19 protein-coding genes, 3 tRNA genes, 1 pseudogene and 1 riboswitch are annotated in these 22637 nt (G+C 57.9%); of the genes and pseudogenes, 22 read left to right on the forward strand and 1 reads right to left on the reverse strand.

Translation table 11 applies throughout. The features are described from left to right. Positions 1–67 precede the first annotated feature (67 nt). The 3 genes from lon (at position 68) to EYC79_RS05815 (ending at position 4280) form a co-directional block, all read left to right on the forward strand. A complete protein-coding gene (gene lon / locus EYC79_RS05805; RefSeq protein ID WP_062425545.1) occupies positions 68–2485 on the forward strand; it encodes an endopeptidase La in 2418 nt (805 codons plus the stop codon). 201 nt (positions 2486–2686) lie between these two features. After that, a complete protein-coding gene (gene hupB, locus EYC79_RS05810; protein WP_062425544.1) occupies positions 2687–2962 on the forward strand; it encodes a DNA-binding protein HupB in 276 nt (91 codons plus the stop codon). A 138-nt stretch (positions 2963–3100) separates the two neighbouring features. Then, positions 3101–3249: riboswitch (FMN riboswitch) on the forward strand. 128 nt (positions 3250–3377) lie between these two features. Further along, positions 3378–4280: a DMT family transporter gene (locus EYC79_RS05815; protein WP_130977425.1), complete on the forward strand. Its 903-nt coding sequence runs from the start codon at positions 3378–3380 to the stop codon at positions 4278–4280. Positions 4281–5006: 726 nt separating this feature from the next. Here EYC79_RS05815 and EYC79_RS05820 read toward each other — a convergent pair. Next, a tRNA-Val gene (locus EYC79_RS05820) sits at positions 5007–5082 on the reverse strand. A 652-nt stretch (positions 5083–5734) separates the two neighbouring features. Between EYC79_RS05820 and EYC79_RS05825 the strand changes: the two genes are divergently transcribed. The 19 genes and pseudogenes from EYC79_RS05825 (at position 5735) to EYC79_RS05915 (ending at position 22594) form a co-directional block, all read left to right on the forward strand. Continuing rightward, positions 5735–5811, forward strand: a tRNA-Asp gene (locus EYC79_RS05825). A gap of 43 nt (positions 5812–5854) precedes the next feature. Continuing rightward, positions 5855–5931, forward strand: a tRNA-Asp gene (locus tag EYC79_RS05830). 420 nt (positions 5932–6351) lie between these two features. Continuing rightward, positions 6352–6717 (forward strand): NADH-quinone oxidoreductase subunit A, encoded by a 366-nt coding sequence (locus EYC79_RS05835; RefSeq protein WP_062425542.1) that lies wholly within the window; start codon positions 6352–6354, stop codon positions 6715–6717. Beyond that, positions 6708–7292, forward strand: coding sequence for a NuoB/complex I 20 kDa subunit family protein (locus EYC79_RS05840; protein ID WP_062437779.1), 585 nt, complete (start codon positions 6708–6710; stop codon positions 7290–7292). Before EYC79_RS05835 ends, EYC79_RS05840 begins: the two co-directional genes overlap by 10 nt. 17 nt (positions 7293–7309) lie before the next feature. Further along, complete coding sequence (locus tag EYC79_RS05845) at positions 7310–7912, forward strand: NADH-quinone oxidoreductase subunit C (protein WP_111847870.1); 603 nt, start codon at positions 7310–7312, stop codon at positions 7910–7912. Next, positions 7909–8340 (forward strand): GFA family protein, encoded by a 432-nt coding sequence (locus tag EYC79_RS05850; RefSeq protein WP_113260735.1) that lies wholly within the window; start codon positions 7909–7911, stop codon positions 8338–8340. Before EYC79_RS05845 ends, EYC79_RS05850 begins: the two co-directional genes overlap by 4 nt. Continuing rightward, entirely contained in the window at positions 8340–9530 is a 1191-nt protein-coding gene (locus tag EYC79_RS05855) for an NADH-quinone oxidoreductase subunit D (protein WP_062425538.1), read from the forward strand. Before EYC79_RS05850 ends, EYC79_RS05855 begins: the two co-directional genes overlap by 1 nt. A 2-nt stretch (positions 9531–9532) precedes the next feature. Continuing rightward, complete coding sequence (locus tag EYC79_RS05860) at positions 9533–9787, forward strand: hypothetical protein (RefSeq protein WP_062426132.1); 255 nt, start codon at positions 9533–9535, stop codon at positions 9785–9787. 16 nt (positions 9788–9803) lie between these two features. Then, positions 9804–10589, forward strand: a pseudogene (nuoE, locus tag EYC79_RS05865) (NADH-quinone oxidoreductase subunit NuoE); the annotation flags it as partial. 38 nt (positions 10590–10627) lie between these two features. Continuing rightward, the gene (gene nuoF / locus EYC79_RS05870) at positions 10628–11932 is read left to right on the forward strand and encodes an NADH-quinone oxidoreductase subunit NuoF (protein WP_062425536.1); all 1305 of its coding nucleotides are present in this window, start codon (positions 10628–10630) and stop codon (positions 11930–11932) included. Between the two features lie 159 nt (positions 11933–12091). Beyond that, complete coding sequence (nuoG, locus tag EYC79_RS05875) at positions 12092–14173, forward strand: NADH-quinone oxidoreductase subunit NuoG (protein ID WP_062437772.1); 2082 nt, start codon at positions 12092–12094, stop codon at positions 14171–14173. Between the two features lie 12 nt (positions 14174–14185). Then, positions 14186–15229 (forward strand): NADH-quinone oxidoreductase subunit NuoH, encoded by a 1044-nt coding sequence (gene nuoH / locus EYC79_RS05880; RefSeq protein WP_130977427.1) that lies wholly within the window; start codon positions 14186–14188, stop codon positions 15227–15229. 39 nt (positions 15230–15268) lie between these two features. Then, positions 15269–15760, forward strand: coding sequence for an NADH-quinone oxidoreductase subunit NuoI (gene nuoI / locus EYC79_RS05885; RefSeq protein ID WP_003502385.1), 492 nt, complete (start codon positions 15269–15271; stop codon positions 15758–15760). A 137-nt stretch (positions 15761–15897) separates the two neighbouring features. After that, complete coding sequence (locus tag EYC79_RS05890; RefSeq protein ID WP_062425533.1) at positions 15898–16512, forward strand: NADH-quinone oxidoreductase subunit J; 615 nt, start codon at positions 15898–15900, stop codon at positions 16510–16512. 29 nt (positions 16513–16541) lie between these two features. After that, entirely contained in the window at positions 16542–16850 is a 309-nt protein-coding gene (nuoK, locus tag EYC79_RS05895; RefSeq protein WP_062425532.1) for an NADH-quinone oxidoreductase subunit NuoK, read from the forward strand. Between the two features lie 7 nt (positions 16851–16857). Next, the gene (nuoL, locus tag EYC79_RS05900) at positions 16858–18855 is read left to right on the forward strand and encodes an NADH-quinone oxidoreductase subunit L (protein WP_062437769.1); all 1998 of its coding nucleotides are present in this window, start codon (positions 16858–16860) and stop codon (positions 18853–18855) included. Next, positions 18855–20366 (forward strand): NADH-quinone oxidoreductase subunit M, encoded by a 1512-nt coding sequence (locus EYC79_RS05905; RefSeq protein WP_112952407.1) that lies wholly within the window; start codon positions 18855–18857, stop codon positions 20364–20366. The genes nuoL and EYC79_RS05905 overlap by 1 nt, the downstream gene beginning before the upstream one ends. 18 nt (positions 20367–20384) lie before the next feature. Continuing rightward, complete coding sequence (gene nuoN / locus EYC79_RS05910; RefSeq protein ID WP_062426130.1) at positions 20385–21827, forward strand: NADH-quinone oxidoreductase subunit NuoN; 1443 nt, start codon at positions 20385–20387, stop codon at positions 21825–21827. A gap of 26 nt (positions 21828–21853) precedes the next feature. Further along, positions 21854–22594: a biotin--[acetyl-CoA-carboxylase] ligase gene (locus EYC79_RS05915; protein WP_130977456.1), complete on the forward strand. Its 741-nt coding sequence runs from the start codon at positions 21854–21856 to the stop codon at positions 22592–22594. Positions 22595–22637 lie beyond the last annotated feature (43 nt).

Consider the following 22637-nt stretch of genomic DNA (forward strand, 5'->3'; position numbering starts at 1 on the left):
AATATGCCGGAAACTTCCCAAGACGTCCGGCAAGCGTCCCGAATAGGGACCATGGAAAGGAAATGATATGACGAACATCACGTCTGCTGCATCTGGCGGTACCTATCCCGTACTTCCTCTGCGCGACATTGTCGTTTTCCCACATATGATCGTTCCATTGTTTGTCGGACGCGAAAAGTCCATTCGCGCACTGGAAGAGGTCATGGGCTCCGACAGACAGATCATGCTTGTCACGCAGATCAACGCGAGCGATGACGATCCGGATCCGTCTGCGATTCACAAAGTGGGCACGGTTGCCAACGTTCTTCAGTTGCTGAAGCTGCCCGACGGTACCGTCAAGGTTCTTGTCGAGGGCAAGGGCCGCGCGCAGATCGAAGAATACACCGGCCGCGAAGACTTCTACGAAGCGACCGCAACGATCCTGCACGAGCCGGAAGAAGATGCCGTTGAGATCGAGGCTTTGTCTCGTTCCGTGGTGTCCGAGTTCGAAAGCTACGTAAAGCTCAACAAGAAGATTTCGCCGGAAGTGGTTGGCGCTGCTGGACAAATCGACGACTACTCCAAGCTCGCCGATACGGTTGCCTCGCACCTCTCCATCAAGATCACCGAAAAGCAGGAAATGCTCGAAACGGTGAGCGTGAAGCAGCGCTTGGAAAAGGCTCTTGGCTTCATGGAAGGCGAAATTTCCGTTCTGCAGGTTGAGAAGCGCATTCGCTCGCGGGTCAAGCGCCAGATGGAGAAGACCCAGCGCGAGTATTACTTGAACGAGCAGATGAAGGCGATCCAGAAGGAACTCGGCGACGGCGAAGACGGCCGTGACGAAATGGCCGAACTGGAAGAACGCGTCGCCAAGACCAAGCTCTCCAAGGAGGCCAAGGAAAAGGCCGAGGCGGAGATGAAGAAGCTTCGCCAGATGAGCCCGATGTCGGCGGAAGCCACCGTCGTGCGCAACTATCTGGACTGGCTGCTTGGTCTTCCATGGGGCAAGAAGTCCAAGGTCAAGGTTGATCTGAATGCTGCCGAGCAGGTTCTGGATTTGGATCACTTTGGCCTCGACAAGGTCAAGGAACGTATCGTCGAATATCTGGCCGTACAGGCCCGTGCGACGAAGATTCGCGGCCCGATCCTGTGCCTCGTCGGACCTCCAGGCGTCGGTAAGACCTCGCTTGCGAAGTCCATTGCCAAGGCAACTGGTCGCGAATATGTTCGCATGGCGCTTGGTGGCGTTCGTGACGAAGCGGAAATCCGCGGTCACCGCCGGACCTATATCGGCTCCATGCCGGGCAAGATCGTCCAGTCGATGAAGAAGGCCAAGAAGGCGAACCCGCTCTTCCTGCTCGATGAAATCGACAAGATGGGCATGGATTTCCGTGGCGACCCGTCGTCGGCTCTGCTCGAGGTGCTGGATCCGGAACAGAACGCCACCTTCATGGATCACTACCTGGAAGTGGAATACGATCTGTCCGACGTAATGTTCGTGACGACCGCCAACACGCTCAATATTCCTGGTCCTCTGATGGACCGTATGGAAGTGATCCGTATTGCCGGTTACACCGAAGACGAAAAGCGCGAGATCGCCAAGCGGCACCTGCTGCCTAAGGCAATCAAGGAACATGCCCTGCGTCCGGAGGAATTCTCCGTGACGGATGGCGCCTTGATGGCCATCATCCAGCAGTACACCCGTGAAGCCGGTGTTCGTAACTTCGAACGTGAGCTGATGAAGCTCGCCCGCAAGGCCGTCACCGAGATCATCAAGGGCAAGACCAAGTCGGTCGAAGTCACGGCTGAAAACATCAACGACTATCTGGGGGTGCCGCGCTTCCGTCATGGCGAGGCAGAGCGTGAGGATCAGGTCGGCGTCGTAACGGGTCTGGCCTGGACCGAAGTGGGTGGCGAATTGCTCACCATCGAAGGCGTGATGATGCCGGGCAAGGGTCGTATGACCGTGACCGGTAACCTGAAGGAAGTGATGAAGGAGTCTATCTCGGCGGCGGCATCCTATGTCCGTTCGCGCGCGGTCGATTTCGGCATCGAGCCTCCACGCTTCGACAAGAGCGACATCCACGTGCACGTGCCGGAAGGTGCGACGCCGAAGGACGGTCCGTCTGCAGGTGTCGCCATGGCAACGGCCATCGTCTCCATCATGACAGGTATTCCTGTCTCGAAGGATGTAGCGATGACGGGCGAGATCACGCTTCGCGGTCGTGTCCTGCCGATCGGTGGATTGAAGGAAAAGCTGCTTGCAGCGCTTCGCGGCGGCATCAAGAAGGTGCTGATCCCGGAAGAGAACGCCAAGGATCTGGCGGACATTCCGGACAATGTGAAGAACGGCATGGAGATCATTCCGGTGTCCCGCATGGGTGAGGTTCTTGAGCATGCTCTGACCCGTAAACCCGAGCCTATCGAGTGGGATGGCAGCATCGAAACGCCGGTGATTGCGACTGTTGAGGGTGTTGATGACGGCGGCCAGACGATCGCCCATTAAGATTTTGAGCGATCTATGATGCTAAATTAGCACAGAACTTCTGGAAGGCCGGCGGAAATGCCGGCCTTTTTTGTGAAAAAACCACGAGACCTCTTGTTTTTCAGGCGATTCCATCGCTTTTGGGTGGCGGTGCGCAAATAGAACTCTATTCTGCGCGGACCTGATTTTGAGTCGTTTCATACCACTGAAAGGGATGGAAACATGAACAAGAACGAGCTCGTTTCCGCAGTTGCCGAGAAGGCTGGCCTGTCCAAGGCTGATGCCGCTTCTGCCGTTGACGCCGTATTTGAAACTGTACAGAACGAACTGAAGGCTGGTGGCGACATCCGTCTCGCTGGCTTCGGTAGCTTCAGCGTCAGCCACCGCAAGGCAACCAAGGGCCGCAACCCGGCGACCCGCGAAGAGGTCGATATTCCTGCTCGCAACGTCCCGAAGTTCTCTGCAGGCAAGGGCCTGAAGGACGCGGTCAACAGCTGATCCGTCCCGACCTCATCTCGCATGAGGTCAATGACAATTCGATATCCTGCAAGCCCGGCCTCCGCGCCGGGCTTTCTTTTTGACCATCTTGCGTTGTGGCTTGGCGTACCATATTTCTATTCCGCCGGTCCTTCCGGCATTCGTTCTCAGGGCGGGGTGTAATTCCCCACCGGCGGTAAGAGGGAAACCTCCAAGCCCGCGAGCGCCTGTTTTCGAAAGAGGGCAGGGTCAGCAGATCCGGTGCAACTCCGGAGCCGACGGTATAGTCCGGATGAAAGAGAATGAGGTCAGGCTGCGCTCTCATCTGCGAAAGCAGGGGGAGGCAGTGCGCGTTTCATCGTGTCCTTGCCGATGCGGTTTCCGTCGTCCTCATCTGTCCTGATTTGTGTTGGTCCTTTGGAAAAGGAAACATGACATGAATCAGAGCTCCGTTTCGCTCTTCCGCTCCCGGGCCGTTCTCGGCGCCGGTTTTATGGTTCTGGCGGGTATCGCCTTTGCCGCACTCAACGTCGTCACCCAGGAACTTGCAATGACGCTCGGCTTTCCGCCGGCGTCCACAGCTTTCTGGCAATATGGTTTCGCACTCATCCTCTCGCTGCCCCTGCTGGTTCGGCTAGGCCTGCGCGCAATGAAGACCGACTATCCCTTCCGCCACATCTTCCGTGTCCTGCTTGCTGCTTTCGGTGTTCAGGCCTGGGTGACGGGGCTGGTGACAGTGCCGATCTGGCAGGCGATCGCGCTTGTCATGACCTCCCCCTTCTTCATCATCATCGGCGCTCGGCTCTTCCTGGGTGAAACCGTCGGCCGCGACAGATGGCTTGCAACACTCACGGGCTTCATCGGCGCGATGATCATCCTGCAGCCATGGTCGGACAGCTTTACCATTGCCGCGCTGCTGCCTGTGCTTTCCGCATTGCTGTGGGGTGGATCGTCGTTGATCATGAAGAACCTCACACATCACGAGCCGCCCGAGACGGTGACCGTCTGGCTCCTCGTCCTGCTGACGCCAATCAATGCGGGCCTCGCCGCAGCCTCTGGCTTTGCTGTTCCGGAAGGTCTTGCGCTCTGGCTGCTGGTTGCGGCAGGGCTGCTGACGGCGCTCGGGCAATATCTCCTGACGCTCGCTTACAACGCCGCTGATGCGGCCTACGTGCAGCCCTTCGACGATCTGAAGCTACCGTTGAACGTTCTCGCAGGCTGGCTGGTGTTTGGCTACGCGCCGAGCGGCTATCTCTGGCTCGGTGCCACTCTTATCCTCTTCGCGTCACTCTTCCTCATGCTGCGTGAAGCAGGCAAGGAAGCGGTGGTCGTCTCGTGAGGAGGAGTTGCAACCACACCGGGCGCGCTACGCCCGGTGCCATGGCTAAACGCCTAAGGCATCGGCATGAAAATCGGAATCGATGTTCGAAAGGCGATGCATACAGTCAAAAAGTGAGACGCGTCCATTGTGCGCCCCACAGGGCGCATGTCACGCCACGCTTCGTCAGGCGTCGAAGGTGCTCTTCTCCGATGGGATTCGCTGGGGGGAGGGCACGCATAGGACTTGAGCGGCGGCAAGCTGTCCACAAGGCACATGCGAATGACCTTCGATCAATGCGAAAACGTCTGTCGGAAAGGGCGTCGTTTTTTAAAGTGAGGTGAGTTTCATAAGCTCATCGCTGCTTGTCCTGATTCTCCGAATCGTACTGAACCCATCGGAAAAAGAAATAAATCGGCAAGGCAATAAGCGCCAGGGTGGCGAGCGTGTGTACTGACATGGTTCATCCCATTACTCGCGTCTTCATCATGAGGACGACGAGATACTTATGGTGCGAAACCTCTTTATAATTCTTGAATCGCTCGATGAGCGAACTGTCAGATTCTGGGACAGGGCGTGGAGCGACAAACGCGGTGTCAAACTGAGCTGGCTCAAGCATCGCCGGTTGCTCGGATCATCATCGAGCGACACACAACAGCACCAGCAGAGCTCGACAAGACAGCGCAACATCAAGGCTGTCGAAGAGGCAGCCATTTAAGTTTTAAGTGGTGACATCTGGGAAGAAAATGGTGGGCGATGAGAGACTCGAACTCCCGACATCCTCGGTGTAAACGAGGCGCTCTACCAACTGAGCTAATCGCCCTTCGCGTCTTGCAGGTCGTGTCTGCCGCGTCGGTGGCCGTGATCTATTCGGATCGGATGGAAACCGCAAGAGCCTTTGTGAAGTTTTTTTGTTTTTTCCGATTTTTTGTCGCGGTGCAAAAAGCAAGTGATTTAGCAGCCACGCAAATTTCCTACGCTATATCAGCTCTTTACAATCCAGGGACCAGCCAGCTGGTTCTGATAAACTCAACCGCTCGACGCCAGTGACCTTTTAAGCCTGCGATAGCGCAGCCACCACTCTATCCTCGGATGGACCAGTCTTTCTTTTCCGCGCGATGACGAGTCAGGCACAGGAAAATCTGGACGTGCTAAGGTCCGAGACGGCACAATGTTAGAAGAAGGGAAGGGGAGGCGCCCTCGTCAGGGGTTCGCATCACTGGTGGCGACTCGAGGATGGTCTCCAGGAGGAATAGCGCGGTCTGTGGATAAGATGCCTGAGGTGCACAATTGCAGGTGCTTCATCGATTGCCCGGAAAGCCGGGCTTTTGGAAGCTGGTCCCATGGCAAAATGCACAAGCTTATTCTTTTGTCGTGAAAGCTGCTTGACACCCCCACACGAACGCCTTAGTTAGCCGCTCAACGAACAGCCGAGGCGGTTCGTGCAGCGAGGTGAAAGCCTCCTGTCAGGAGATGCGGGTGTAGCTCAGTCGGTTAGAGTGCCGGCCTGTCACGCCGGAGGTCGCGGGTTCGAGCCCCGTCACTCGCGCCATCCTGTCCCTCGGAACTCTACGAACGCCGAGCGTTCGTCATGCGCGGGTGTAGCTCAGTCGGTTAGAGTGCCGGCCTGTCACGCCGGAGGTCGCGGGTTCGAGCCCCGTCACTCGCGCCACTTTTTTCTACCTCCATTGCTATATCTGCCATCAGCAGGGCGCGGTTTGCACCGCAAGATTTAGCCCATTCCGCCTCACTCAACCGGTCAAATTGTTCCGCCGGAAAGTCCAGTTTTCGCTCTTCCCCGGTGTCATAAAACGTTACCGCATGGCACAAAAATATGTGACGATTTAAAAGAGCGGTTTAAACGATTTTTGTCGATGTTTCTTAAGTATTTAGCTATATGTCGAATGGCCAGAGCATCGGCTGTTTGACATTACCGTGTCTAATCCGTGGCGGGATTGGCGCGAAAAGGTGCTTAAACCCTTGCAGAGATGGCGCGGCTGCGCTAACCACTGCGGCGTTGCAACACAATTCGGCCCTGCGGAACGTCAGTTCCAAATGGGTGCCCGACGCTCGGTCGGGCAAGGAAGAGACAATGACTGAACTCCTCAGTTCCTATATTCCGATCGCAATCTTCATCGGTATCGCACTCGTCATCGGCCTGGCGCTGTTGATCGCGCCTTTCGCGGTTGCTTACAAGAATCCCGATCCTGAGAAGCTTTCCGCATTCGAATGCGGCTTCAACGCGTTTGACGACGCGCGCATGAAGTTTGACATTCGATTCTATCTCGTTTCGATCCTTTTCATCATCTTCGACCTGGAAGTCGCCTTCCTGTTCCCGTGGGCAGTCTCCTTCGGTGAAATCGGCTGGTTCGGTTTCTGGTCCATGATGGTGTTTCTGGCCGTTCTGACCATCGGCTTCATCTATGAATGGAAGAAGGGAGCGCTGGAATGGGCGTAGTTCAAAACGACTCGACGCTTGTCGCGCAAAAGCCCAAGGGCATTATCGATCCATCGACCGGCAAGCCGGTCGGTAGCGATGATGCTTACTTCAGCGAAATCAATGACGAGCTTGCCGACAAGGGCTTTCTCGTCACCTCGACCGACGAGCTCATCACCTGGGCGCGCACCGGCTCGCTGATGTGGATGCAGTTCGGTCTGGCCTGCTGCGCCGTCGAAGGTCTGATGCAGGCCTCCGGTCCGCGTTACGACATGGAGCGCTTCGGCGTTGCCCCGCGCGCCTCACCGCGCCAGTCGGACGTCATGATCGTTGCCGGCACGCTCACCAACAAGATGGCGCCCGCACTGCGCAAGGTCTATGACCAGATGCCGGAGCCGCGCTACGTCATCTCCATGGGCTCCTGTGCCAATGGCGGCGGCTATTATCACTATTCCTACGCCGTCGTTCGCGGTTGCGACCGTGTTGTGCCAGTCGATATTTACGTGCCGGGCTGTCCCCCCACGGCGGAAGCGCTGCTTTACGGCGTGCTTCTGCTGCAGAAGAAAATCCGCCGCACAGGCACGATCGAGCGTTAAGGGCAGAGGACTGAAGAATGAGCGAAGCTCTTAACGATTTCGCGGCCTATGTGCAGGAAGCGCGCGGCTCTCTTATCGAGTCGCATGCCATCGCTTACGGCGAGTTGACGCTGAACACGACGCCGGCAAACATCATCGCGCTTCTGACTTTCCTGCGTGACGATGTGCAGTGCGGGTTCGTCAACATCATCGATATTTGTGGCGTTGACTGGCCGCAGCGCGAAAAGCGCTTCGATGTCGTCTATCATCTGCTGTCTCCGCGCCAGAACCTGCGCGTTCGCATCAAGCTGCAGGTGGCCGAAGACGAAGGCGTACCGTCTGCGACGTCGGTTTTCTACGGCGCTGAGTGGTTCGAGCGCGAAGCCTGGGACATGTATGGTATTCCGTTTGAAGGCCATTCCGATCTTCGCCGTATCCTGACGGATTATGGCTTCGAAGGTCATCCGCTTCGCAAGGATTTTCCGCTCACCGGTTTCGTCGAAGTGCGCTACGATGACGTCCAAAAGCGCGTTCTTTACGAGCCCGTGGAGTTGAAGCAGGAATTCCGCAGCTTCGATTTCCTCTCGCCTTGGGAAGGAACGGATTACGTTCTTCCGGGTGACGAAAAGGCCAAGCAATGAGCGAAGCAGTTTCCACAGAGCAGGGACAATGTCTTTGCGGCGCCGTTCGCATGCAAGTGACGATCGGCGCCCGGGAAATGGGTGCATGCCATTGCTCCATGTGCCGTCGCTGGTCCGGCGGTGTTTTCCTCGCTGTTGAATGCAAGTCCGTCTCTGTAGAGAATGCTGAGGCGCTCGGCGTCTATTCGTCGTCCGAGTGGGGCGAGCGCTGCTTCTGCAAGACATGCGGCAGCACGGTAATGTGGCGCTCCAAAGATGGCGCGCATTTTGCCGTTTCCGCCCAGCTCTTCAACGATCCGTCCAGCTTCACGCTGGCATCCGAGATCTTCATTGACGAAAAGCCGACAAGCTATTCGTTCGCCGAGGCCACCAAGAAAATGACCGGCCCCGAATTCATCGCCATGATCACGTCGGCGGAGCAACACTGATGACTGAACATAATGTTCGCAATTTTACGATCAACTTCGGTCCGGAACATCCGTCCGCGCACGGCGTGCTGCGTCTCGTTCTGGAACTCGACGGCGAAATCGTTGAGCGCGTCGATCCGCATATCGGCCTGCTGCATCGCGGCACGGAAAAGCTGATCGAAGCCAAGACCTATCTTCAGGCTGTTCCTTACTTCGATCGCCTCGACTACGTCGCGCCGATGAACCAGGAGCACGCCTTTGCGCTTGCCGTCGAACGGCTGCTCGGGCTTGAAATCCCGATGCGCGGTCAGTTGATCCGCGTTCTCTATTCCGAAATCGGCCGCATCCTCTCGCACATCATGAACGTCACGACTCAGGCCATGGACGTCGGTGCCATGACGCCACCGGTCTGGGGCTTCGAAGAGCGCGAAAAGCTGATGGTGTTTTACGAGCGTGCGTCCGGTGCACGCATGCACGCTGCCTATTTCCGTCCAGGCGGCGTCCACCAGGATATTCCGCAGGAACTGGTCGATGATATCGGCAAGTGGTGCGATCCGTTCATCACGGTTCTCGACAACATCGAGGGCCTGCTCACCGACAACCGCATCTACAAGCAGCGTAACGTCGATATCGGCGTCGTGTCGCTCGAAGATGCGTTCGCCTGGGGTTTCACCGGCGTCATGGTTCGTGGTTCGGGTGCTGCCTGGGACCTGCGCCGTGCGCAGCCCTACGAGTGCTATTCCGATCTCGACTTCGATATTCCGGTCGGCAAGAATGGCGACTGCTACGACCGTTACCTGATCCGCATGCAGGAAATGCGCGAATCGGTGAAGATCATGAAGCAGTGCGTCGAGCTTCTCTCGGGCAAGCATCGCATCGGTGCGGTTTCGTCGCTCGACGGCAAGGTCGTGCCGCCGAAGCGTGGTGAGATGAAGCGTTCGATGGAAGCACTGATCCATCACTTCAAGCTCTATACCGAAGGCTATCACGTTCCGGCCGGCGAAGTGTATGCGGCCGTCGAAGCGCCGAAGGGCGAATTCGGCGTCTATGTTGTGGCCGATGGCACCAACAAGCCGTATCGTTGCAAGATCCGCGCTCCGGGCTATGCCCACCTGCAGGCGATGGACTTCCTCTGCAAGGGCCACCAGCTCGCTGACGTGACCGCCGTTCTCGGCTCTCTCGACATCGTGTTCGGGGAGGTCGATCGCTGATGATGCGTCTGCCGCTCGCCATATCGGCTTTGCTTGCAGCCACGGGACCGCTCTTCGCCCAAACGGCGACGAACGAGGTTTCGTCTGGCGCAAGCGGCGGCAGTTCCACCATCAAGCAGCTGCTGGATCTGGGATACGAGATCAAGTCCTCGCTTCCCAACGGCAGCAAATTCATTGTGTTTATGCAAAAAGACAAAGCGGCTTACGCTTGCGAGTTCGTCACGGTGGCGAGATCGCGGTGTGAGTCGTTAAATTGATGAGGCGTGAGGAAGTATGTCCGTTCGTCGACTAGCCGAAGATCAGGTCCAGCCCGCAAACTTCGCATTCAATGCGGAGAACACGACGTGGGCGGAAAAGACGATCAAGAAATATCCGGAAGGACGCCAGCAGTCTGCGGTCATCCCGCTGCTGATGCGCGCCCAGGAGCAGGACGGCTGGGTCACCCGCGCCGCCATCGAGAAGGTCGCCGAGATGCTGGATATGGCCTATATCCGCGTTCTCGAAGTGGCGACATTCTATACGCAGTTCCAGATCAAGCCGGTGGGCACCAAGGCTCATATCCAGGTTTGTGGCACGACGCCTTGTATGCTGCGTGGCTCTGAAGCGCTGATGGATGTCTGCCGCCACAAGATTCATCACGATCCGCTGCACACCAATGAGAGCGGCACGCTCTCCTGGGAAGAAGTGGAATGTCAGGGCGCCTGCGTCAACGCGCCGATGGTCATGATCTTCAAGGACGCCTATGAGGATCTGACGCCTCATCGCCTGGAAGAGATCATCGATGCTTTCGAAGCAGGCAAGGGCGATACCGTCAAGCCCGGTCCGCAGATCGACCGTCATCTGTCGGCACCCGTTGGTCCGCTGACGACGCTGACCGAAGAGACCAAGCCGGATCGCTCCAATCTCGACAAGAAGGACGAGCCCGCGCCAGACGCTGCGCAAACGCCGCCTTCCAACGCCGCAAAGCCGAAGACGGATACGCCTGAAACAGATCCGAAGCTGAAGACACCTGCGACGGAGCCTAAGGCTGCAGCGGAAAATGCCAAGGCTGCCGACACCAACAGCGATGCCAAGAAGTCGCAGTGAGAGGTTGAACCATGCTGAAAGATCAAGATCGTATCTTCACCAATCTCTACGGCCTTAAGGACAAGTCGCTTAAGGGCAACATGGCGCGCGGCCATTGGGATGGCACAAAGCAGATCATCGAAAAGGGCCGTGACTGGATCATCAACGAGATGAAGGCTTCTGGCCTTCGTGGTCGTGGTGGTGCGGGCTTCCCGACCGGCTTGAAGTGGTCCTTCATGCCGAAGGAAAGCGATGGCCGCCCGCATTACCTCGTCGTCAACGCTGACGAGTCCGAGCCCGGCACCTGTAAGGACCGCGAAATCCTGCGCCACGATCCGCATACGCTGATCGAAGGCTGCGTGATTGCCGGTTTCGCCATGGGCGCTCACACGGCTTATATCTATGTGCGCGGCGAATATATGCGTGAGCGCGAAGCGCTTCAGGCAGCCATCGACGAGTGCTATGACGCCGGCTTGCTTGGCGTAAACAACAAGAACGGCTGGGATTTCGACATCTACGTTCACCACGGCGCAGGTGCCTATATCTGCGGCGAGGAAACAGCACTGCTCGAAAGCCTCGAAGGCAAGAAGGGCCAGCCGCGCCTGAAGCCGCCATTCCCGGCGAATATGGGTCTTTATGGCTGCCCGACCACGGTCAACAACGTCGAGTCGATTGCCGTTGCGCCAACGATCCTGCGTCGCGGTGCGTCCTGGTTCTCGTCGATCGGCCGTCCGAACAATGTCGGCACCAAGCTGTTCATGGTCTCCGGCCATGTCGAGCGCCCATGCACCTTCGAGGATGCACTGGGTGTGTCCTTCAAGGAACTGATCGAGCGTCACTGTGGCGGTATTCGCGGCGGCTGGGACAATCTTCTCGGCGTCATTCCAGGCGGCGCATCCTGCCCCATCGTTCGCGGTGAGGACATGAAGGACGCCATCATGGACTTCGACGGCATGCGCGAAGTGAAGTCGTCCTTCGGTACCGGCGGCATGATCGTCATGGACAAGTCGACTGACGTCATCAAGGCGATTGCCCGTATCGCGGCCTTCTTCAAGCATGAGAGCTGCGGCCAGTGCACCCCTTGCCGTGAAGGCACGGGCTGGATGTGGCGTGTTCTCGAGCGCATGGTCAAGGGCAACGCACAGAAACGCGAAATCGACATGCTGTTCGAAGTGACGAAGCAGATCGAAGGCCATACCATCTGCGCGCTCGGCGATGCGGCCGCGTGGCCGGTTCAGGCGCTGATCCGTAATTTCCGTCCGGAAATCGAAAAGCGCATCGACCAGTATACCTACAGAGCCATGGATGACGGCGCTGTAATGGAAGCTGCCGAGTAACGTGTACGGCGGCTGACAAGGCCAGGGACCGGGTTTCACCGATCCCGAAAATCATTTAAGCATCCGGTCGAATCTCAATGATGCGGCAAGATGCGATCGGGATTTGTCGTGGACCGCGGTTTTGGCGGGACGGACAGGCAACAGGACGTAAGTAGAACCATGACAAAGCTCAAGGTTGACGGTAAAGAGATCGAGGTTCCGGATCATTTCACGCTGCTTCAGGCGTGTGAGGAGGCTGGTGCCGAAGTTCCGCGCTTTTGTTTTCATGAGCGTTTGTCGGTAGCCGGTAACTGCCGCATGTGTCTGATCGAGGTGAAGGGCGGACCGCCCAAGCCCGCAGCCTCCTGCGCCATGGGTGTGCGCGATATTCGCGGCGGCCCTAATGGCGAACTGCCGGAAGTGTTCACTAACACGCCGATGGTCAAGAAGGCCCGCGAAGGCGTGATGGAATTCCTGCTCATCAACCACCCGCTGGATTGCCCGATCTGCGACCAGGGCGGCGAATGCGATCTGCAGGACCAGGCTATGGCCTTCGGTATCGCCGGTTCGCGCTACTCTGAAAACAAGCGTGCGGTTGAAGACAAATATATCGGCCCGCTCGTCAAGACGGTGATGAACCGCTGCATTCACTGCACGCGCTGCGTTCGCTTCACGACGGAAGTCGCCGGCATTTCCGAACTCGGCCTGATCGGCCGCGGCGAGGATGCCGAGATCACCACCTATCTCGAGCAGGCCATGACCTCCGAGCTGCAGGGCAACGTCGTTGATCTCTGCCCGGTCGGCGCCTTGACCTCCAAGCCCTTCGCTTTCACCGCGCGTCCTTGGGAACTCGGCAAGACCGAAACCATCGACGTGATGGATGCGCTCGGCTCTGCAATCCGTGTGGATACCCGCGGTCGTGAAGTCATGCGTATCATGCCGCGCGTCAACGAATCGATCAATGAAGAGTGGATTTCCGACAAGAGCCGCTTCATCTGGGACGGCTTGAAGACGCAGCGTCTCGATCGTCCTTATGTTCGCAAGGATGGACGTCTGCAGCCTGCCACCTGGGGCGAAGCCTTTGGTGCCATCAAGGCTGCCGTTTCGGCGACGTCTGGCGAAAAGATCGGCGCCATTGCCGGCGATCTTGCCTCGGTCGAGGAAATGTTTGCGCTGAAGTCGCTTCTCGCGTCGCTCGGCTCGACCAATGTCGATTGCCGTCAGGACGGTGCAGCACTCGATCCGTCGCTCGGTCGTGCAAGCTACATCTTCAATACGACGATCCAGGGTATCGAAAAGGCCGATGCGCTGCTGATCATTGGTTCCAACCCGCGCTTCGAAGCGGCCGTTCTCAACGCTCGCATCCGCAAGCGCTGGCGCCGTGGCGGCTTCCCGATCGGAGTGATCGGCGAAGCAGGCGAACTGCGTTACGACTACGAATATCTCGGTGCTGGGACCGATACGCTGACCGATCTGGTCAACGGCTCGGGAAGCTTCCTTGAGAAGCTGAAGCTGGCGAAGAACCCGATGATCATCGTCGGCCAAGGCGCTTTGACGCGCGAAGATGGTGCAGCAATTCTGGCCGATGCGGCAAAGCTTGCAGGAAACATCGGTGCGGTCTCCGAAGCCTGGAACGGCTTCTCTGTTCTGCACACGGCAGCATCGCGCGTGGGCGGTCTCGATCTTGGCTTCGTTCCGGCGGACAAGTCTGCAAACGCCGCTTCGATCGTTGCCTCTTCCGACGTGCTCTTCCTGCTCGGCGCAGATGAGATCGATCTTTCGGCCAAGGCTGCAAAGCTCACCGTCTATATCGGTTCGCACGGCGACAATGGCGCGATGAATGCCGACGTGATCCTGCCGGGTGCTGCCTATACCGAAAAGTCCGGTATCTGGGTCAACACCGAGGGTCGCGTCCAGCTCGGTAACCGCGCGGGCTTTGCTCCCGGCGAAGCGCGCGAAGACTGGGCGATCCTGCGTGCGCTGTCCGATGTCCTCGGCAAGAAGCTGCCATTCGACAGCCTGTCTGGCCTGCGCGCACAGCTTTACATTGCACATCCGCATTTTGCCGATACCGATGAGATTGCCGCGGGCAACGTCCACGACCTGACGGCACTCTCCGGCAAGACCGGCGCTCTTAACAAGGCGGGTTTTGCAACGCCGGTTAAGGATTTCTATTTGACGAACCCGATTGCGAGAGCGTCCGCCGTGATGGCCGAATGCTCCGCATTGGCCCGCAACAACTTCAAGGCTGCGGCAGAGTAAGGGTAGGGTATTATGGACTCGTTTTTCTGGAGCTATGTCTGGCCAGCGCTGATTATTGTCGGCCAGTCTCTGCTGCTTCTCGTTATACTTCTGGTCGCGATTGCTTTCCTGCTTCTGGCGGACCGCAAGATCTGGGCTGCCGTTCAGCTGCGCCGTGGCCCGAACGTCGTTGGTCCCTTCGGTCTCTTCCAGTCCTTTGCTGACTTGTTGAAGTTCATCCTCAAGGAGCCGGTCATTCCGTCCGGTGCCAACAAGGCAGTCTTCCTGCTTGCGCCACTCGTCGCAGTGACGCTCGCCCTAGCCACTTACGCCGTCATCCCGTTCAACCAGGGTTGGGTGATTGCCAACATCAATGTCGGGATTCTCTACATCTTTGCGATTTCGTCGCTCGAAGTGTACGGCATCATCATGGGTGGCTGGGCGTCCAACTCGAAGTACCCGTTCCTCGGCGCGCTTCGTTCCGCCGCGCAGATGGTTTCTTACGAAGTCTCGATAGGTCTCGTCATCGTTACCGTCCTGCTGTGCGTTGGTTCGCTGAACCTGACGGATATCGTCAATGCCCAGCATTCGGGGATCGGTACATCGCTCGGTCTGCCGGCATCGTTCCTCGACTGGCACTGGCTCCCGCTCTTCCCGATGTTCATCGTCTTCTTCATTTCGTCGCTGGCTGAGACCAACCGTCCGCCCTTCGATCTGCCGGAAGCGGAATCGGAACTTGTAGCCGGTCACATGGTGGAGTATGGCTCCACCCCGTACATGATGTTCATGCTGGGCGAATATGCTGCCATCGTTCTGATGTGCTGCCTGACGACCATCCTGTTCCTTGGCGGCTGGCTGCCGATCGTCGATGTGTGGTTCCTGAATTGGGTGCCGGGCATTGTCTGGTTCGTGCTGAAGGGCGTCCTGGTGTTCTTCATGTTCGGCCTGGTGAAGGCATTCGTCCCGCGTTACCGCTATGACCAGCTGATGCGTCTCGGCTGGAAGGTCTTCCTTCCGCTGTCGCTTGCCATGGTCGTGATTGTTGCATTCGTACTCAAGCTGACGGCAGGGGCATGATGATGTCCGAACTCCGCGCTTGCAGATTTGGAGGTTGAGATGGCCAGTCTTTCCCAAGCCGTCAATTCGCTGTTCCTCAAGGAATTCGTTGGCGCGATCTTTTTGACCATGCGCCACTTCTTCAAACAGAAGGCAACGGTGAACTATCCTTTCGAAAAGGGCCCGGTCAGCCCGCGCTTCCGTGGTGAGCACGCTCTGCGTCGCTATCCGAATGGCGAAGAGCGCTGCATCGCCTGCAAGCTGTGCGAGGCGATCTGTCCCGCTCAGGCGATCACCATCGAGGCCGGCCCGCGCCGCAACGATGGCACCCGCCGCACGGTTCGTTACGACATCGACATGGTGAAGTGCATCTATTGCGGCTTCTGCCAGGAAGCCTGCCCGGTGGACGCGATCGTCGAAGGCCCGAATTTCGAGTTTGCGACGGAAACCCGCGAAGAGCTCTATTTCGACAAGCAGAAGCTTCTCGACAATGGCGATCGCTGGGAGCGTGAAATCGCGCGTAACCTCGCTCTGGATGCGCCTTATCGTTAAGGCTCACTCCATGTCTTCGGAGCTTTTCTCCGGGGATCAAAAAAGATGAAATGCCTGTCGGCGATCGCTGGCGGGAACGAAACGGGCAGGGCGGTCTGAAGGCCGCTTTTGTCCGGTGAGGACAAAAAGGCACCAACATGGGTCTGCACGCTGTATTCTTTTACATCTTCGCTTTCGTCGCCGTGGCGTCTGCGTTTCTGGTCATTGCATCCAAGAACCCGGTTCACTCGGTTCTGTTCCTGATCCTGACCTTCTTCAACGCGGCGGCGCTGTTCCTGCTGACGGGCGCCGAGTTCCTCGGCATGATCCTGCTGGTCGTTTATGTCGGCGCTGTGGCGGTGTTGTTCCTCTTCGTCGTCATGATGCTGGATGTGGATTTTGCCGAGTTGCGTTCCGGTGTGCTGCAATATGCGCCGATCGGTGCCTTGATCGGGGTTATCCTGGCGGCGGAACTGATCGTCGTCATTGGCGGCAGCGTGCTGAACCCGGAGGCGGCGAAGTCGATCACGATGCCGATCCCGAACCCGGTCGAGCGCGCCAACACTGCCGCTCTGGGCGACGTCCTCTACACGAACTACGTCTACTTCTTCCAGCTGGCAGGTCTCGTGCTGCTTGTGGCCATGATCGGCGCCATCGTGCTGACGCTGCGTCACCGCACGGACATCAAGCGTCAGGACATTTCAACGCAGGTCGCCCGCGATCCGAAGACCGCCGTTACGACGGTCAAGGTCAAGCCGGGTCAGGGCCTCTGAGGCGCGAACGGATCCAAGGAACATAGAATATGGAAATCGGTCTTTCCCATTACCTGACGGTCAGCGCGATCCTCTTCACGATCGGCATCTTCGGTATCTTCCTCAACCGGAAGAACGTCATCGTCATTCTCATGTCGATCGAACTCATCCTTCTGGCGGTGAACCTCAACCTCGTCGCCTTCTCATGGGTGCTCAACGACATGGTTGGTCAGGTCTTCGCCCTGTTCATTCTGACTGTTGCTGCTGCAGAAGCGGCCATCGGTCTTGCAATACTCGTAGTCTTCTACCGCAACCGCGGATCGATCGCCGTGGAAGACGTCAATATGATGAAGGGCTGATAAGGCTATGATCTACAAGGCTATCGTCTTTCTTCCGCTGATCGGCTTCCTGATCGCTGGTCTCTTTGGCCGGTCCATCGGCGCCAAGGCCTCGGAATATGTCACCACCGGCCTGATGGTCGTGGTGGCGATCCTCTCCTGGATCGTGTTCTTCGACGTCGCGCTCCTGACCCATGAGGCTGGTGAGGTCATCAAGGTGCCGGTGCTGCGCTGGATCCAGTCCGGCGGCATCGACGTAGAGTGGGCGTTCCGCATCGACACGCTGACCGCGGTCATGTTCGTCGTGGTCAACACGGTGTCCTGTCTCGTGCATCTGTACTCCATCGGGTACATGCATCACGATCCACATCGTCCGCGCTTCTTTGCCTATCTCTCGCTCTTCACATTCGCCATGCTGATGCTGGTGACCTCCGACAACCTGCTGCAGATGTTCTTCGGCTGGGAAGGCGTGGGTCTGGCGTCCTATCTGCTGATCGGCTTCTGGTTCAAGAAGCCGTCCGCATCGGCTGCCGCCATGAAGGCCTTCATCGTCAACCGTGTCGGTGACTTCGGCTTCATTCTTGGTATTTCCGGTCTATTCGTCCTGTTCGGCTCGATCAACTTCGAAACGATCTTCGCGGCTGCTGGTTCCTACCTGCCTGCCGATGGCGCAGCCTCTACCGAAGCGGTCATCAACCTCTTCGGCATGCAGCTCGACAAGGCGCATGCACTGACGGCGGTCTGCCTGCTGCTGTTCATGGGCTCGATGGGTAAGTCGGCTCAGTTCCTGCTGCACACTTGGCTGCCGGACGCCATGGAAGGCCCGACGCCTGTGTCGGCGCTGATCCATGCCGCAACCATGGTGACGGCCGGCGTGTTCCTGGTCGCGCGCATGTCGCCGGTCTTCGAACTGTCGCCGAACGCTTTGATGTTCGTCACGCTGATCGGTGCCATCACGGCCTTCTTTGCAGCGACCGTTGGTCTGGTGCAGAACGATATCAAGCGCGTCATTGCCTATTCGACCTGCTCGCAGCTCGGTTACATGTTCGTGGCGCTCGGCGTCGGCGCTTATGGCGCGGCTATTTTCCACCTCTTCACGCACGCATTTTTCAAGGCACTGCTGTTCCTTTGCGCCGGTTCCGTTATCCACGCGGTGGATGGCGAGCAGGACATGCGTCACATGGGTGGTCTGCGCAAACATATCCCGATCACCTTCTGGACGATGACCGTTGGCAATCTGGCACTGACAGGCGTCGGTATCCCCGGAACGATGATCGGCTTTGCCGGCTTCTTCTCCAAGGACGTGATCATCGAGTCGTCGTTTGCGTCGCATAGCCCGCTCGCAGGTTTTGCGTTCACCATGCTGGTGGTCGCAGCGCTGTTCACCAGCTTCTACTCTTGGCGCCTAGCGTTCATGACTTTCTTCGGCAAGCCGCGTGCTTCCGCCGATGTCATGCACCACGTCCATGAATCGCCGATGGTAATGCTGATCCCGCTCTTCGTCCTGACGATCGGTGCGATCTTTGCCGGTGTCGTGTTCGAAGGCTACTTCTTCGGCCATGAATATGCGGAATTCTGGAAGGGTGCGCTCTTTACGCTTCCGTCCAATGAAATCCTCGAAGAGTTCCACCACGTGCCGCTTTGGGTGAAGTGGAGCCCCTTCATTGCCATGGTTCTCGGTTTCGTCACCGCCTGGTACTTCTACATCAAGTCGCCGGAAACGCCGAAGCGTCTGGCAGAGACCCATCGCGGCCTCTACCAGTTCCTCTTGAACAAGTGGTACTTCGACGAACTCTACGATTTCCTTTTCGTTCGTTCCGCAAAGGCGCTCGGTCGCTTCCTGTGGAAGAAGGGCGACGTGGCAGTCATCGACGCCTATGGCCCCAACGGTATTGCAGCGCGTGTGGTTGATGTGACCAACCGTGTCGTCCGTCTGCAGTCCGGTTACCTTTATCACTATGCCTTCGCGATGCTGATCGGCATCGCAGCACTAGTCACCTGGATGATGCTCGGGAGTGCCCTCTGATGACCGATTGGCCCATTCTTTCCACGGTCACCTTCCTGCCGCTCGTCGGCGTGGTGCTCCTGCTTCTGACCAATGAGAACGGCCCCTTCGGGCGCCGCAACATTCTCAATGTCTCGCTTCTGACGACGGTGTTCACCTTCATCGTCTCGCTTTTCATCTGGATCGGCTTCGATAATTCGAACCCCGGCTTCCAGATGATCGAGAAGCACAACTGGTTCGGTACCATCGCCGCCTATCACCTGGGCGTCGACGGCATCTCCATGCTCTTCGTCATCCTGACGACGTTCCTCATGCCGTTTTGCGTTCTCGCAAGCTGGGATTCCGTCCAGAAGCGTCTGAAGGAATACATGATTGCCTTCCTTCTTCTGGAAGTCGTCATGGTAGGCGTGTTCGTTGCGCTCGACACCGTTCTCTTCTACGTCTTCTTCGAAGCGACGCTGATCCCGATGTTCATCATCATCGGCGTCTGGGGCGGCAAGGATCGCGTCTACGCGTCCTACAAGTTCTTCCTCTACACGCTTCTCGGCTCGGTTCTGACCATGCTCGCAATCATGGCGATGTACTGGCAGGCTGGCACGACGGATATGACCGAGCTTCTCAAGCACGGCTTCCCGGCTGGCATGCAGACCTGGCTCTGGCTTGCCTGCTTCGCGGCCTTTGCCGTCAAGATGCCGATGTGGCCGGTTCATACCTGGCTTCCGGATGCACACGTTCAGGCACCGACCGCAGGTTCGGTCATTCTGGCGGGCGTCATGCTGAAGCTCGGCGGTTACGGTTTCATCCGTTTCTCGCTGTCGATGTTCCCGCTGGCATCGGAGCATTTCGCGCCCTTCGTCTTCACGCTGTCGGTGCTTGCCATCATCTACACTTCGCTGGTGGCGATGATGCAGGAAGACATCAAGAAGCTGATTGCCTATTCCTCGGTTGCCCATATGGGTTACGTGACGATGGGGATCTTCGCGGCCAACGTGCAGGGTCTGCAGGGCGCGATCTTCCAGATGCTGTCTCACGGCATCGTGTCGAGTGCACTCTTCCTCTGTGTCGGCGTCGTCTATGATCGCCTCCATACCCGCGAGATCGCGGCCTATGGTGGTCTGGTCAACAACATGCCGAAATATGCCGTGGCTTTCATGGTCTTCACCATGGCCAATGTCGGCCTGCCTGGCACCTCGGGCTTCGTCGGCGAATTCCTGACCATCATCGGCGTTTTCCGGGCCAACACCTGGGTTGCCCTCTTTGCCGCAACGGGCGTCATTCTCTCGGCATCCTACGCGCTGTGGCTCTATCGCCGCGTGATTTTCGGTGCGCTTGAGAAGGAAAGCCTGAAGGCAATGCTCGATCTCAACACCCGTGAAAAGGTCATCCTTTATCCGCTGGTGGTGCTGACGATCTTCTTCGGCGTCTACCCGGCACCGGTCTTTGATGCGACGGCGGCATCGGTGGACCTCGTGATCAATAATTATACCGCCGCATTGCAGGCAGCGCAGAATGTTGCGCTCTCGCTGAACTGACGACAGGACCCGTTGGATATGACCGCTGAACTTCTTTTTGCCAGTCTGCGCATCGCGACGCCCGAGCTGATCCTTGCGGTCGGTGCGCTGGCGCTGCTCATGATCGGCGTCTTCTCCGGCGACAAGTCGACCAACACTGTGACGGGTCTTGCCGTCGCGCTTTTGGTCGTCGTCGGCCTGTGGATCATCTTCGCTCCTGCAAGCGGAGAAGCCTTTGGTGGCGTTTACGTCGCCGATGCCTTCGGCAACTTCATGAAGATCCTGGCGCTGATCGGTTCCATCGTCGCCATGATCCTCGCGGTTGGCCACAGCCGTGTCGAGCCGATCGGTCGTTTCGAATATCCGGTGCTTCTGGTTCTGGCGACACTCGGCATTCTGCTGATGATCTCCGCCAACAACCTGATCTCGCTTTACATGGCGCTCGAGCTGCAGTCGCTGGCACTCTACGTCATCTGCGCGATTAACCGTGAGAGCCTGCGCTCGACCGAAGCCGGTCTGAAGTATTTCGTTCTTGGCGCGCTGTCTTCGGGCATGCTGCTCTACGGCATGTCGCTGATCTATGGCTTCACCGGCAATACTGGCTTCCAGGAAATCGCGGCTGTACTGTCCGCCGAAACCCGTTCGCTTGGCGTCGTCTTCGGTCTGGTCTTCGTGCTGGCCGGTCTGGCATTCAAGATTTCCGCCGTTCCCTTCCACATGTGGACGCCGGACGTCTATGAAGGCGCGCCGACCCCGGTCACGGCCTTCCTTGCCGCAGCCCCGAAGATCGGTGCCATGGCGATTTTCGTTCGCGTCGTTGTCGACGCATTTCAGCCTGTCTTCGCCGATTGGCAACAGATCGTCGTTTTCGTGTCAATCGCATCCATGCTGCTCGGCTCCTTTGCCGCAATCGGTCAGAAGAACATCAAGCGCCTGATGGCCTATTCGTCGATCGGTCACATGGGTTACGCCCTTGTCGGTCTCGCTGCCGGAAACGAATCTGGCGTCGCCGGCGTGCTGATTTACATGGCCGTTTACATGGGCATGACGCTCGGCACCTTTGCCTGCATTCTTGCAATGCGTCGCAAGGAAGTCGGCAATGTCGAGAATGTCGACGATCTGGCCGGGCTTTCTTCGACCAACCCCTTTATGGCGCTGGTCTTGACGGCTCTGATGTTCTCGCTGGCCGGTATTCCGCCGCTCGCAGGCTTCTTTGCCAAGTATTACGTCTTCCTCGCAGCCATCGAAGCGAAGCTGTATGCGCTGGCGGTTATCGGTGTGGTCGCATCGGTCGTGGGTGCCTACTACTATCTTCGCATCGTCAAGCTCATGTGGTTCGATGATGCCAAGGGTGGCTTTGAAAAGGCCGCTGGCGAGTTGCGGATCGTTTATGCACTCTCCGGCCTCTTCGTCATCGCGTTCATCTTCTTCGGTGGCATGCTCGGCAACGCCGTGACAGCTGCGGCAAAGACGTTCTTTTGAGCGAAAACGCCATGAAACAGCGCCGGATGTCTCTCGACGACTTCCGGCACGAGGCATTGGTGGAGACATCCTCCACCAATGTCGAATGCCTCGCCCGGGCGCGTTCCGGCGATAGCGGCAATCTCTGGATGACCGCAGTCCGTCAGACCGGTGGCAAGGGCCGCCGAGGCAGGCCATGGGTCTCCGAGCCCGGAAATCTTTACGCCTCTCTTCTTCTGACTGATCCCGCACCGACGGACCGTCTTGGCTCCTTGCCTCTTGCATTTGCGCTTGCCGTCTACCGCGCAATCCGCGCCGTCCTGCCCTTCGGTGGCGCGCCACTGGAAATCAAGTGGCCTAATGATATTCTCATCGGCAGAATGAAGACCTGCGGCATTCTGATGGAAGCGGAGCAACTTGCCGATGGGCGCCGCGCGATCGTCATCGGCATCGGCATCAACATCGCCCACAAGCCTGACAATCCGCTCTATCCCGTCACCATGCTGTCGGAGCATGGCGCGTCCTGCGGACCGGACGAACTCTTTGCTCATCTTTATCGCGAGACTGCAGAGGTTCTCTCTGTCTGGAACGAGGGCAGGGGCGTGAGCGATGTCATGAGGGACTGGCGTGCAGCCGCCTGCGGTATTGGTGAGCATATCACCGTGAACTTTCCAGATCGCTCCATCGGCGGACGCTTTGCCGGGATAGACGATCAAGGTTTTCTGTTGCTGGATGAGGATGACGGCCCGAGACGGGCGATCGCCGCCGGCGACGTTTTCTTCGGCTGAAGGTTCTCGCGCGATCGACCTGCGCGGCCTCGGCTTTTGAGTT

Source organism: Agrobacterium cavarae, from assembly GCF_004310285.1.
GTDB lineage: Bacteria > Pseudomonadota > Alphaproteobacteria > Rhizobiales > Rhizobiaceae > Agrobacterium > Agrobacterium cavarae.